Origin of the sequence: Streptomyces sp. NBC_00539 (assembly GCF_036346105.1) — a bacterium.
Taxonomy (GTDB): domain Bacteria; phylum Actinomycetota; class Actinomycetes; order Streptomycetales; family Streptomycetaceae; genus Streptomyces.
This window is the reverse complement of the sequence record NZ_CP107811.1, coordinates 5,318,503-5,330,769: the sequence shown is the minus strand read 5'-3', so window position 1 is coordinate 5,330,769 and position 12,267 is coordinate 5,318,503. Positions and strand designations below refer to the sequence as shown.

Annotated in this window: 9 protein-coding genes, 1 pseudogene and 1 riboswitch; of the genes and pseudogenes, 8 read left to right on the top strand and 2 right to left on the bottom strand. The window is 74.9% G+C overall.

Features of this window, described 5'->3' with window-relative positions; translation table 11 throughout:
* The first annotated feature begins 223 nt into the window (after positions 1-223).
* Together ypfJ and OG861_RS23895 are read left to right on the top strand one after the other, a co-directional pair.
* The gene (gene ypfJ / locus OG861_RS23900; RefSeq protein WP_329194201.1) at positions 224-1,114 is read left to right on the top strand and encodes a KPN_02809 family neutral zinc metallopeptidase; all 891 of its coding nucleotides are present in this window, start codon (positions 224-226) and stop codon (positions 1,112-1,114) included.
* 107 nt (positions 1,115-1,221) lie between these two features.
* The gene (locus tag OG861_RS23895) at positions 1,222-1,617 is read left to right on the top strand and encodes a VOC family protein (RefSeq protein WP_329194203.1); all 396 of its coding nucleotides are present in this window, start codon (positions 1,222-1,224) and stop codon (positions 1,615-1,617) included.
* 76 nt (positions 1,618-1,693) lie between these two features.
* On the opposite strand, the gene OG861_RS23890 is transcribed toward OG861_RS23895, so the two are convergent.
* Both OG861_RS23890 and OG861_RS23885 read right to left on the bottom strand, forming a co-directional pair.
* Positions 1,694-3,205, bottom strand: a complete 1,512-nt coding sequence (locus OG861_RS23890; RefSeq protein ID WP_443056472.1) for a hypothetical protein — start codon at positions 3,203-3,205, stop codon at positions 1,694-1,696.
* Between the two features lie 117 nt (positions 3,206-3,322).
* Positions 3,323-4,453 (bottom strand): alpha/beta hydrolase, encoded by a 1,131-nt coding sequence (locus tag OG861_RS23885; RefSeq protein ID WP_329194205.1) that lies wholly within the window; start codon positions 4,451-4,453, stop codon positions 3,323-3,325.
* Between the two features lie 341 nt (positions 4,454-4,794).
* Between OG861_RS23885 and OG861_RS23880 the strand changes: the two genes are divergently transcribed.
* The 6 genes and pseudogenes from OG861_RS23880 to cobO all read left to right on the top strand — a co-directional run bounded on the left by OG861_RS23880 (position 4,795) and on the right by cobO (position 12,256).
* A complete protein-coding gene (locus OG861_RS23880) occupies positions 4,795-6,060 on the top strand; it encodes an inorganic phosphate transporter (protein ID WP_329194207.1) in 1,266 nt (421 codons plus the stop codon).
* A gap of 28 nt (positions 6,061-6,088) precedes the next feature.
* Positions 6,089-6,310: a hypothetical protein gene (locus OG861_RS23875; protein WP_329194208.1), complete on the top strand. Its 222-nt coding sequence runs from the start codon at positions 6,089-6,091 to the stop codon at positions 6,308-6,310.
* A gap of 173 nt (positions 6,311-6,483) precedes the next feature.
* Positions 6,484-6,617: riboswitch (cobalamin riboswitch) on the top strand.
* A 36-nt stretch (positions 6,618-6,653) separates the two neighbouring features.
* A complete protein-coding gene (locus OG861_RS23870; protein ID WP_329194209.1) occupies positions 6,654-7,628 on the top strand; it encodes a cobalamin biosynthesis protein in 975 nt (324 codons plus the stop codon).
* Positions 7,625-9,145 (top strand): annotated as a pseudogene (locus OG861_RS23865) (cobyric acid synthase); the annotation flags it as partial. The gene OG861_RS23870 and the pseudogene OG861_RS23865, both read left to right, overlap by 4 nt.
* 397 nt (positions 9,146-9,542) lie before the next feature.
* Positions 9,543-11,657, top strand: coding sequence for a putative cobaltochelatase (locus tag OG861_RS23860; protein WP_330261859.1), 2,115 nt, complete (start codon positions 9,543-9,545; stop codon positions 11,655-11,657).
* On the top strand, positions 11,657-12,256 hold the full coding sequence (gene cobO, locus OG861_RS23855; RefSeq protein ID WP_329194214.1) for a cob(I)yrinic acid a,c-diamide adenosyltransferase: 600 nt from the start codon (positions 11,657-11,659) through the stop codon (positions 12,254-12,256). The genes OG861_RS23860 and cobO overlap by 1 nt, the downstream gene beginning before the upstream one ends.
* Positions 12,257-12,267: the final 11 nt, after the last annotated feature.

Genomic DNA, 12,267 nt, shown 5'->3' with positions numbered 1-12,267 from the left:
CAGGGACGCGCGAAGCTTCGACGCCGCTAATCCGCGAGGAGATTTGCCATGAAGACATTCTACCGGGGGCGCGCAACCACTTTTCGGGGGCGCCCGGCGACCTGCGCGCCCTGACCGGATCCTCCGTTCGGCGCACGGATCACCCGCGCGCGCCGGGGCACGTATCAGTGAGGACGTGGCGGTCGCCGCAGGGGCGGACACGTGGGAGCGAGGGCGGTGCGGCATGCAGTTCGACGACGACGCACATCTGGACACGTCGGAGGTCTCGGACCAGCGCGGCAGCCGCGTCCCCGGCGGCAGGGCCACGATCGGCGGCGGCCTGGTCGGTGTGATCGCCCTGGTCCTGGGACTGCTGCTGGGGGTGGGACCGGACCAGCTCGGGCTGTCGGGCGGGAGCCCCCGGCCGGTGACGAGCCCCTCGTCCGCCGCCCAGGTGCAGCAGACCTGCCGGACCGGCCACGACGCCAACACCCGCGAGGACTGCCGGCTCGTCGCCGTGACGAACAGCACGCAGGACTACTGGCGGCAGGAGTTCCTGCGACGGGGTGCCCGGTACGTCCCCGCCTCGACGGTCTTCTTCACCGGTCAGGTGGACACCGCCTGCGGCCCGGCCACCTCGGCGGTCGGCCCGTTCTACTGCCCCGGTGACCGGAAGGTCTACCTCGACCTGGGCTTCTTCCAGGAGCTGCGGACGAAGTTCGGCGCGAGCGGCGGACCCTTCGCCCAGGCGTACGTGGTCGCCCACGAGTACGGGCACCACGTCCAGGACATGACGGGAGTGCTGCGCGCGTACCAGGACGGGCAGCGGGGCGAGAACAGCAGCTCGGTCAAGGTGGAGCTCCAGGCCGACTGCTACGCCGGGGTGTGGGCCCACAACGCGACCCGGACCCCGGACGAGTCCACCGGACGCCCGCTGATCACCAGCCTCACCGAGCAGGACATCCAGGACGGTCTCGACGCGGCGGCCGCGGTGGGCGACGACCGGATCCAGGAGAAGTTCCAGGGGCGGGTCACCCCGGAGACCTGGACGCACGGCTCGGCGCAGCAGCGCCGGCAGTGGTTCTACGAGGGCTACCGGACCGGTGACATGGCCCGGTGCGACACCTTCCGCTGACCGTCGGCGGGGCCTGCCATGCTGGGGCCGCGGGTCGAGGTGGCCGCCCCGCCGGTCACCTGGGCGCAGATCCGCACACGCGCACCGCACGAGAGGGAGTGATCGTCATGGCAGGTGTTCCGTCCATCGTTCCGACGCTGCTCTACCGCGACGCCAAGGCCGCGATCCGGCAGTTGACCGAGGCCTTCGGCTTCACGCAGGTCGCCGTCTACGAGGGTGAGGACGGCACCGTGATGCACGCGGAGCTGTCGTACGGGAACGGCGCGGTGATGCTCGGCAGCAAGGGCCGCGGCGGGGCCTTCGACAAGGCCATGGCGGACGGCGGTCCCGCCGGGGTCTACGTCGTCGTGGACGACGTGGACGCCCACCACCGCAGGGCCGCGGAGCACGGCGTGGAGATCGTGATGGAGCCGACCGACCAGGACTACGGCTCGCGGGACTACATGGCCCGCGACGCCGAGGGCAACATCTGGAGCTTCGGGACGTACGCGCCGCAGGTCTGACCCCGGCGGCGCGTACCTCCGTACGCCCGCACGCGTGTGCGCCCGTGCAGGCGGTGCGTCCGCACGCCCCGCGGTGCTACGCGCCGCCGGTGTGGACCTGGAAGGCGGCCCGGCGGACCGCCTTGGCCAGGGCCGGGTCGGGATGGGCGGCCGCCAGCGCGACCAGGACCTGCACGGTCCGGGGGTGGCCCACCGCCCGGACCTCGTCCAGCAGCCGGGGCACGGTGGTGCGCACGGCCGAGTCGAGGTGGCGGGCCAGGAGTTCGGCTTCGCCGTGGTCCGCGATGGCCGCGGCGGTGTCCACCCACAGCCAGGTGGACTCCTCGGGGGTGAGGACGTCCTGCGCCTCGTCGGGGTCCACCCCGTCGTGCTCGGCGAGCCAGAGCAGGGCGTAGGGCCGCAGCGCCGGATCGCGGACGGCGCCGCGGACCTCGGGTTCGGCGGGGGCGCCGACCACGCGGAGCGCCTCGAAGGCGAGGCCGCGCAGCAGGGCGTCCTCGCCGCGGGCGGCCTGGAGCAGTTCGCTGACGGCGTGTCCGACGGGCCGGGCGGCGAGCCAGGCCCGGTACTCGGCGCGCGCGGGGCCCGGGGTGAGCCGGGCGCAGCCGTGCAGCATGGCGGCGGCGGACTGTTCGATGTTCCCGGCCGGGCTCTGCGCGGCGACGCAGATCTGCTCCAGCTTGACCCATACGGCCCAGCTGCCGAGCGGAGTGAGGGTGGCCTGCGCGGGCCCGAGGGTGACGGCGTCGACCGCGGCGAGCCCGCCGAGCGCCCAGCGCAGCAGCCGGGCGAGGGGGACGGGGGGCGCGGGGGCGCTCTCCTGGGCGGAGGGGGCCGCCCGGGCGGTGACCGCCACCACGGGGCCGTCGTGCGCGCAGGCGTCCGTGGCGGTGCCGTCCGTGGCGGTGCCGTCCGTGGCGGTGCCGTCCGTGGCAGCGCCCTCGTACGGGACCTCGCACCGTTCGTCGCGCAGTTCGGTCACCCGCTGGCCGAGCAGGTCCAGCAGGTCCGGGACGGTCACCGGACCGGCGGACAGCTGGAGCAGGGACAGGAGTTGGGGCATGGCCTCGACGACCTCGGCCACCGCGGCGGGGGCGATGTCGGCGGGAGCCGGGTGGACGAGCGACCAGGCGTCGAAGAGGGCGACCCAGCCGCGCAGGACGGCGGTGTCGTCGCGGTCCCAGGCGCGCAGGCGCCAGCCCGGCCGGGCGTGGCCGCCGTGCACCTCGACCAGGCCCGACAGACGGGCACGGTCCCAGCCGACACGGATCTGGCCGTGCGTCAGGCGCAGGTCGTCCGCGGCCCGTTCGACGTCGGCGGCGGGCAGCGCGCCCGCCGGGGCGGGCCTTCCCCCGTCTCCGGCCCCGAGGTGCCGCTCGGCCCAGCGGGCCAGGCGTACCGCGTCGGCGAGTGAGGCCCGGGCCCGGTTCGCGAGGTCGGCCGTCGCGGGCGTGCCCGCCGGGGGCCGGGGGGTGGTTCGCGTCCGCCGGTCGGTCACCGCCTTGCGGGCCGCGGCGACGGAGCGCGGGGAGACGAGTCGGAGTCTGGAGTCGCGAGCCAACTGCTCATCAGGCTTTCGGGACGTCACGGAAGCAGTCTCGCCCGTCACTGGCCGAAAGCCCAAACGGAATGGGTCGTTGCTGTGGGTGACCCGGCGCGCATAACGGGACAAGACGGCCACGCCACCCCGTCCGCCACAGGGCTTTCACATGAGAGGGGTCAAGAAGCGGCGCAGGGTCTCCTCGTACACCTCGGGGCCGGCGTTCCACATCGCCCCGTGCGGGGCGTCCCTGACGGCCTTCAAGGTGACGAGGTCGGGGCGGGCCGCGGCGAGCCGGCGGGAGGGCCCCCAGGGGGCGAGCGTGTCGTCGGGGCCGTGGAAGATCAGGACGGGCATCCGCAGCAGGCCGGGGTCGGCGCCCGGGGGGCGCCGGTCGACGCGCAGGCCCGCGCGGCTCTCGGCGGCCCGGAGCACGAACGGCATCAGCGGCGCCGGGGTGCGCCGGGCCGCGGCAAGGGCGCGCAGGGTGGCGTGCCAGTCGAGGACCGGGGAGTCCAGCACCAGTCCGGAGATCCGGTCGGCCAGCGCCGAGCGCTCGGCGGCGTGCAGGGCCATCGTGGCGCCCGTGGACCAGCCGTGCAGGATGACGCGGCGGGCGCCGTAGCGCAGGGCGTAGCGGATGGCGGCGTCGACGTCGCGCCACTCCGACTCCCCGAGGTGGCCGACGCCGTCGGGCGGGCGGGGGCCGCCGAGGTCGCCGCGGTAGGCGAGGTCGAGGACGGGCAGCCCGTGGCGGTGCAGGAACGGCATGACGACCATCGGGTGCTCGCGCGTGCCGCCGAGCCCGTGCACGGTGATGACCCAGGTGTCGCGGGCCGCCGGGACGAACCAGGCGGGCAGCGGGCCGAGCTCGCCGGGGACGTCGACGTCGGCGTGGTCGAGGCCGAGGGCCGTGCGCGGGTTTCCGAGGTGGACCTGGGGGGTGAGGCAGACCCGGGTACCGGGGTCGAGGCTGCCGTGGGTGACGGCGAGGAGCCGGCGCACGACGGTGTCGGGACCGTGCGGCACGCCGGTGAGGACGGGGCCGACGACGGCGTGCACACCGGGGGCGTCCAGGCCGTACCGGCCGGGGCGCAGGGAGGCCAGGGAGCGGGTCAGGACGACCCGGCCGGCCGCGGTGGAGTGGACGGTGAGCCGGGGGACGCCGGGCAGGGGGCGGCCCGGTTCGGGGCGCAGGGCCGCGTCGGCGGCGTACCGGCCGGCCGCGACGACGGCCGCTCCGGCACCGATCAGGGTCGTGGTGACGGCCGCTGCCGTCGCTGTGGCGGTACGCACCGCTCCAGTGTCGGGGCGCGGCGGCGCGCGGGCCACTGGAGGAGATCGTTCCGCAGCCGTCGCGTCACGGCCGGTGACGGTTCCGCTTGGCGGGAGCGCCACGTGATCTGGGTCTCGTCGCGCGGCGGGCACGGGGCCGCCCAGCCGCTCGAAGCTCCTTCCGGAAACAGACGTTCACCCGCCCTGACGTGCCCTTATCGCGGGATCTGGGGCCGAATCGGGAGGAAGCCCCCGATCGGGCACCGGGACGGGACACCGACCGACCCCCCTCAGTTCATCTTCCGTTCACCCAGGTTGCCTACGGTCGCCGAACCACTGACGCCAAACAGAAGCCTGGGTAAATGGAGCACATAACGCTTCTCCTCGGGATCGTGATCATCACCGCTCTCGTGTTCGACTTCACGAACGGTTTCCACGACACAGCCAACGCGATGGCGACCACCATCTCGACCGGCGCTCTCAAGCCCAAGACCGCGGTGGCCATGTCCGCCGTGCTCAACCTCGTCGGGGCGTTCATGTCCGTGGAGGTCGCCAAGACGATCTCCAAGGGCCTGGTCAACGAGGAGGGCATCCAGCCAGAGGTGATCTTCGCCGCCCTGGTCGGCGCGATCCTCTGGAACCTCGTCACCTGGCTGGTCGGGCTTCCCTCCAGCTCCTCCCACGCCCTGATGGGCGGCCTGATCGGCGCCGCGGTCGCTTCGGCCGGCCTCGGCGCGGTCAACGGCAGCGTTGTCGTCACCAAGGTGCTCATCCCCGCGGTCGCGGCTCCCCTCGTGGCCGGTGCGGCCGCCATGCTGGCCGCGAGGCTCACGTACAAGCTCGGCGGCAAGGTCGGCGGGAAGACCTCCACCAAGGGCTACCGCGCCGGTCAGATCGCCTCGGCCGGTCTCGTCTCCCTCGCGCACGGCACCAACGACGCGCAGAAGACGATGGGCATCATCACCCTCGCGCTCGTCGCGGGCGGCGCCCTGGAGTCCGGTGCGAACCCCCCGGTCTGGGTCATCATCTCGGCCGGCATGGCCATCGCGACGGGCACCTACCTGGGCGGCTGGCGCATCATCCGCACCCTGGGCAGCGGCCTGACCGACCTCCAGCCGCAGCAGGGCTTCGCGGCCCAGACCTCGGCCGCCAGCGTCATCCTGGCCTCCTCCAGCCTCGGCTTCTCCCTCTCCACCACCCACGCCTGCTCCGGCGCGGTCATGGGTGCGGGCCTGGGCCGCAAGGGCGGCGTGGTCCGCTGGTCCACCGCCACCCGGATGTTCATCGCGTGGGGCCTGACCCTGCCCGCCGCCGCCCTGGTCGGCGCCGGTGCGGAGCTGGTCATGCGGACCGGCAACGTCGGCGTCGCCGCCGTCGTGGTCTTCCTGGTCGCCTCCTGCGCCGCGATCTGGTTCATCTCGCGCCGCCAGGTCGTCGACCACCACAACGTCACGGAGACGGCCACGGCCGCCGCCGAGGCGCCCGGTGTCGTCACCACGGCCATGGCCGCCGTCACCGTCCCGCCGATCGCCGCCGCCGGTACCACGGCCGCCGTGACCGACGAGGACCTCAAGGCCACCATCCCGGCGGCCACCCCGGCACCCGCGGCCCCGGCCGCCGCGGTCTGACCCCGAGAACGACAGAGGAATCAGCGGTATGAAGATCGACTGGGCAGCACTCGGCTCCGTCTTCGGGGTCAGCCTCTCCGCCACCGTCGCCCTCGTGGCCCTGTTCACCCTGGGCCTCGTGGGTCTCTCCAAGCACGAGACCGCCACCGAGCAGGGCGGGACCGCGACCGTGGCCCGCAGCGGCGCGTACGCGTGCTTCGCGCTGTGCGGCCTCGCCGTGGCCTACGCGATCTACCTGATCGTCAGCTGACGCGAGGACCGGCGCGTCGGCCGACGCTCTGACCGTGCGTCGGCCGACGCGCCGGTCGTCGAAAGCTCCCCGCGGGATTCCCGTGGGGAGCTTTCGCGTACCCTGCCCGGCCGTCCCGCTCCCTCGCCGCAGGTCAACGGCAAGTTGACGGGCGTTCGCGGTGCGTGGTGGACTGCCCGAGCCATTACGGCGGCATGGAGAGGAAGTCCGGTGCGAATCCGGCGCGGTCCCGCCACTGTCACCGGGTAGCGCACGCGGTCCGTGCGTCCCGGGAGCCAGGAACTCTCGCCGCCGGACACGTCGAACCAGGGCGCGGACCCTGAGCGAGGACACAACTGCCACCATGCGTGCCGATCGCGTATTCGCGTACGGCGCCACGGCCGGCCTGATCGGCGACCGGATCCTCGGGGATCCGCGCCGCGGGCACCCCGTGGCCGCCTTCGGACGAGCCGCCGCCGCCCTCGAACGCGCCCTGTGGCGGGACGACCGGGCACGGGGCGTGGTCCACACCCTGGTGTGCGCCGGGGGCGCGGCCGCCGTCGGTGCGCTCGGCGCCCGCGCCGTGCGCTCCCGGCCCGCTGCCGCCCGTATCGCCCTGACCGCGGCCGCCACCTGGGCCGTCGTCGGCGGTACCTCGCTCGGCCGGGAGGCCCGCGCGATCGGCGGGGCGCTGGCCGCCGGGGACGCCGAGGTGGCCCGGGAGCGGCTGCCGCACCTGTGCGGGCGCGACCCGCAGGCCCTGGACGAGCAGCAGCTGGCCCGCGCCGTCGTGGAGTCGGTCGCCGAGAACACCTCCGACGCCGTGGTCGGGGCGCTGGTCTGGGGCGCCCTCGCGGGCGTGCCCGGACTGCTGGCGTTCCGTGCCGTCAACACCCTGGACGCGATGGTCGGCCACAAGTCGCCTCGCTACCTGCGCTACGGCTGGGCCTCCGCCCGGCTCGACGACCTGGCGGGCTGGCCCGGTGCCCGGCTGACCGCGCTCGCCGCCGTACTGTCCGGGCCCGACCGGCGGGGAGCCGTGCGCGCCTGGCGCGCCGACGCCGCCGCGCACCCGAGCCCCAACGCCGGTCCGGTGGAGGCCTCGTTCGCCGGGGCGCTGGGCGTACGCCTCGGCGGGACCCTCGCGTACGGCGGACGGGTCGAACACCGGGCCGTGCTGAACGGCGCCGCAGGACGGCCGGTCGAAGTGGCGGACATCGAGCGGGCGGTACGGCTGTCGCGTCGGGTGACGTGGGTGGCGCTTGGGGCGTGCGTGGCACTGCGGTGTGCGGTGACGCGGTGGCCGGTCGTACGCCGGTCGAGGAAGGGGCGGGCATGAGCAACGGTGTGAAGCGGGGCGGCGGTCTGCTGGTAGCCGGGACCACGTCGGACGCGGGCAAGAGCGTGGTGACGGCGGGCATCTGCCGCTGGCTGTCCCGGCAGGGCGTGAAGGTGGCGCCGTTCAAGGCACAGAACATGTCGCTGAACTCGTTCGTCACGCGCGAGGGCGCGGAGATCGGCCGGGCGCAGGCGATGCAGGCGCAGGCCGCACGCGTGGAGCCGACCGCGCTGATGAACCCGGTGCTGCTCAAGCCCGGCAGTGACCGCAGCAGCCAGGTGGTGCTGCTGGGCAAGCCGGTGGGCGAGATGAGTGCGCGGGGCTACCACGGCGGGCGGCAGGAGCAGCTTCTGGGGATCGTCACGGACTGCCTGGAGGAACTGCGGGGCACGTATGACGCCGTGATCTGCGAGGGGGCGGGCAGTCCGGCCGAGATCAACCTGCGCCGGACCGACATCGTGAACATGGGCATCGCGCGCGCCGCGCGGTTCCCGGTGGTGGTGGTCGGGGACATCGACCGGGGCGGCGTCTTCGCCTCCTTCTTCGGTACGACGGCGCTGCTGTCGCCCGAGGACCAGTCGCTGATCGCCGGCTACCTGGTGAACAAGTTCCGCGGCGACGTCTCGCTGCTGGAGCCCGGCATGGAGATGCTCCGCGGGCTGACGGGGCGGGCCACCTACGGCGTGCTGCCCTACCGGCACGGGTTGGGCATCGACGAGGAGGACGGCCTGAGGGTCTCGCTGCGCGGGGCGGTACGGGAATCCGTGGTCGCCCCTCCGGTCGGCGAGGACGTGCTGCGGGTCGCGGTGTGCGCGGTACCGCTGATGTCGAACTTCACCGACGTGGACGCGCTGGCGGCGGAGCCCGGGGTCGTGGTGCGGTTCGTGGACCGGCCGGAGGAACTGACCGACGCCGACCTGGTGGTGGTCCCGGGTACGCGGGGCACGGTGCGGGCTCTGGCGTGGCTGCGCGAGCGCGGTCTGGCCGACGCCCTGGCCGCGCGGGCGGCGGCCGGCCGGCCGGTGCTGGGGATCTGCGGCGGGTTCCAGGTGCTGGGCGAGCGGATCGAGGACGAGGTGGAGTCCCGGGCGGGCACCGTCGACGGCCTGGGACTGCTGCCCGTACGCGTCCGCTTCGAGCGGGAGAAGACCCTGGCGCGGCCGGTCGGTTCGGCGCTGGGCGAGGCGGTGGAGGGGTACGAGATCCACCACGGGGTGGCCGAGGTGCTGGGCGGGACGCCCTTCCTGGACGGCTGCCGCGTCGGCGGGGTGTGGGGTACGCACTGGCACGGCTCGCTGGAGTCGGACGGCTTCCGCCGGGCGTTCCTGCGGGAGGTGGCGGCTGCCGCGGGGCGCCGGTTCGTCCCGGCGGCCGACACGTCGTTCGCCGCGCTGCGGGAGCGGCAGCTGGACCTGCTGGGCGATCTGATCGAGGAGCACGCCGACACCGCCGCGCTGCTGGGTCTGATCGAGGGCGGCGCCCCGACGGGCCTCCCCTTCCTCCCTCCGGGTGCCCCGTGAGGCCCGCGGCGCCGCGGGAGCGGTTCCCCTCGCCGCCCGTTCCCCCTTCCCCGGGGCTCCGCCCCGGACCCGTCGCCGGTGCGGCGCCGCCGTGGGGGGCCGGCCCCCTGGCCCCCGCGCCCCCCTCGTCGGCCATTCAGCCCCGCCGGCGTGTGAGGCGCGGGCTCCGGGGCGGAGCCCCGGGGAACGGGCGAAGGGCGGGTGGGGGACAGCCCCGCGCAGCGGCGCCCCGCAGCGCGCCCGCGCACCGCACCCGGTGCCAGGCGGCCTGCGGCGGCCCGGCAGCCCGGAGCCGCCCCGCCGCAGCGGCGCGCCCCCGCCCCCCGGCCGGCGCCCCGCGCCCCCACAACCGCCCGCGCACGCGAACCCGTACCCGTACGAGGAAAGGCACCGCATGAGCACCCCCTACCCGTTCACCGCAGTGGTCGGCCAGAGCGACCTGCGCCTCGCGCTCCTGCTCAACGCCGTGAGCCCGGCGGTCGGCGGCGTGCTCGTGCGCGGTGAGAAGGGCACCGCCAAGTCCACCGCCGTCCGCGCGCTGTCCGCGCTGCTGCCGCAGGTGGACGTCGTCCCCGGATGCCGGTTCTCGTGCGCACCGGGCGCCCCCGATCCCGCGTGCCCCGACGGCCCCCACGATCCAGGCCCGGGCGCCGCCCGCCCCGCGCGGATGGTCGAGCTGCCCGTCGGCGCCTCCGAGGACCGCCTGGTCGGCGCCCTCGACATCGAACGGGCCCTCGCCGAGGGCGTGAAGGCCTTCGAGCCGGGCCTGCTCGCCGACGCCCACCGCGGCATCCTCTACGTCGACGAGGTCAACCTCCTCCACGACCACCTCATCGACCTGCTCCTGGACGCCGCCGCGATGGGCGCCTCCTACGTCGAGCGCGAGGGCGTCTCCGTCCGCCACGCGGCCCGCTTCCTCCTCGTCGGCACGATGAACCCCGAGGAGGGCGAGCTCCGCCCCCAGCTCCTGGACCGGTTCGGACTGACCGTCGAGGTCGCGGCCTCGCGCGAGCCCGCCCAGCGCGTCGAGGTGGTGCGCCGCAGGCTCGCCTACGAGGACGACCCCGCCGGCTTCGCGAGCCGCTGGGCCGACGACGAACGCGAGGTCCGCGCCCGGGTGGTGGCCGCGCGGGCGCTGCTGCCGAAGGTGGTGCTCGGCGACACCTCCCTGCTCCGGATCGCGGCCACCTGCGCCGGCTTCGAGGTCGACGGCATGCGGGCCGACATCGTGATGGCCCGCACCGCTACGGCCCTGGCCGCCTGGGCCGGGCGGACCGAGGTGCGCAAGGAGGACGTGCGGCAGGCCGCGCTGCTCGCGCTCCCCCACCGGCGCCGCCGCAACCCGTTCGACGCGCCGGGCCTGGACGAGGACAAGCTGGACGAGATCCTGGACCGGTTCCCCGACGACGAGCCGGAGCCCGACCCGGAACCGGAGCCCCGGGGCCCCGACGACGAGGGTGACGGCCCCGACGACGGACCCGACGGCGGCGGGCAGCGGCCCCCGCAGGACGGCGCCCCCGACCAGGCGGCCGAAGCGCCCCCGGCGGAGCCCGAGCCGGAGCCCCGGCCCGGCACCGACTCCCCGGAACCGGCCCGGGCGGGCGCCCCGGCGGACTCCCCGGCGGACTCCCCCGCCTCCGGCGCGCCCGAACAGGCGCCCGTGCGGGCCGCCGAGCCCTTCCGGACCAAGGTGCTGAGCGTGCCCGGTCTCGGCGAGGGCGCGGCCGGCCGCCGCTCCCGCGCCAGGACCGCGCACGGCCGCACCACCGGCTCCCAGCGCCCCCGCGGGCAGCTGACCAAGCTCCACCTGGCCGCGACCGTCCAGGCGGCCGCGCCGCACCAGAAGGCGCGCGGGCGCAGCGGGCGCGGGCTGGTCGTACGCAAGGACGACCTGCGGCAGGCGACCCGCGAGGGCCGTGAGGGCAACCTCGTCCTGTTCCTCGTCGACGCGTCGGGGTCGATGGCCGCCCGGCAGCGCATGGGCGCGGTCAAGGGCGCCGTGCTGTCGCTGCTGCTGGACGCCTACCAGCGCCGCGACAAAGTCGGTCTGATCACCTTCCGCGGCCGGACCGCCGAGCTGGCGCTGCCCCCGACCTCCTCCGTGGACGCGGCGGCGGCCCGGCTGGAGCAGCTGCCCACCGGCGGCCGGACGCCGCTCGCGGCCGGACTGCTCAAAGCCCACGAGGTGCTGCGGATCGAGCGGTTGCGGGACCCCTCGCGCCGGCCGCTGCTCGTGGTCGTCACCGACGGGCGGGCCACGTCGGCCGACGCGCTCGGCGGGGACCCGCGCGAGCTGTCGGGGCGCAGTGCCCGGATGCTGGCCGCGCAGGGGCTGACCTCGGTGGTCGTGGACTGTGAGACGGGCCCGGTCCGGCTGGGACTGGCCGGGGCGCTGGCCGCCGACCTCGGCGGGCCGGCCGTCACCCTCGACGGGCTGCGGGCCGACTCGCTGGCCGGCCTCGTGAAGAACGTACGTACCGCATCGGACAGCTCCAGGAGGGCCGCGTAATGCCGCAGGGACAGCCGACCGTCGTTCCGGACGACGGACTCACGACGCGCCAGCGTCGCAACCGTCCGCTCGTCTTCGTCCACACCGGCCCGGGCAAGGGCAAGTCGACGGCCGCCTTCGGACTGGCGCTGCGCGCCTGGAACCAGGGCTGGTCGATCGGGGTGTTCCAGTTCGTCAAGTCGGCCAAGTGGAAGGTCGGCGAGGAGAACGCGCTCAAGGTGCTCGGCGCCTCCGGTGAGGGCGGCCCGGTCGTCTGGCACAAGATGGGCGAGGGCTGGTCCTGGGTGCAGCGCGACGCGCAGCTCGACAACGAGCAGGCGGCGAAAGAGGGCTGGGAGCAGGTCAAGCGGGACCTGGCCGCAGAGACCCACCGGCTGTACGTGCTGGACGAGTTCGCGTACCCCATGCACTGGGGCTGGATCGACGTGGACGAGGTGATCGAGGTGCTGCGGGACCGTCCCGGCACCCAGCACGTGGTCATCACCGGCCGCAACGCGCCGGACAAGCTCCTGGAGTTCGCCGACCTGGTCACCGAGATGACCAAGGTCAAGCACCCCATGGACGCCGGCCAGAAGGGCCAGAAGGGCATCGAGTGGTGACCTCGCTCCAC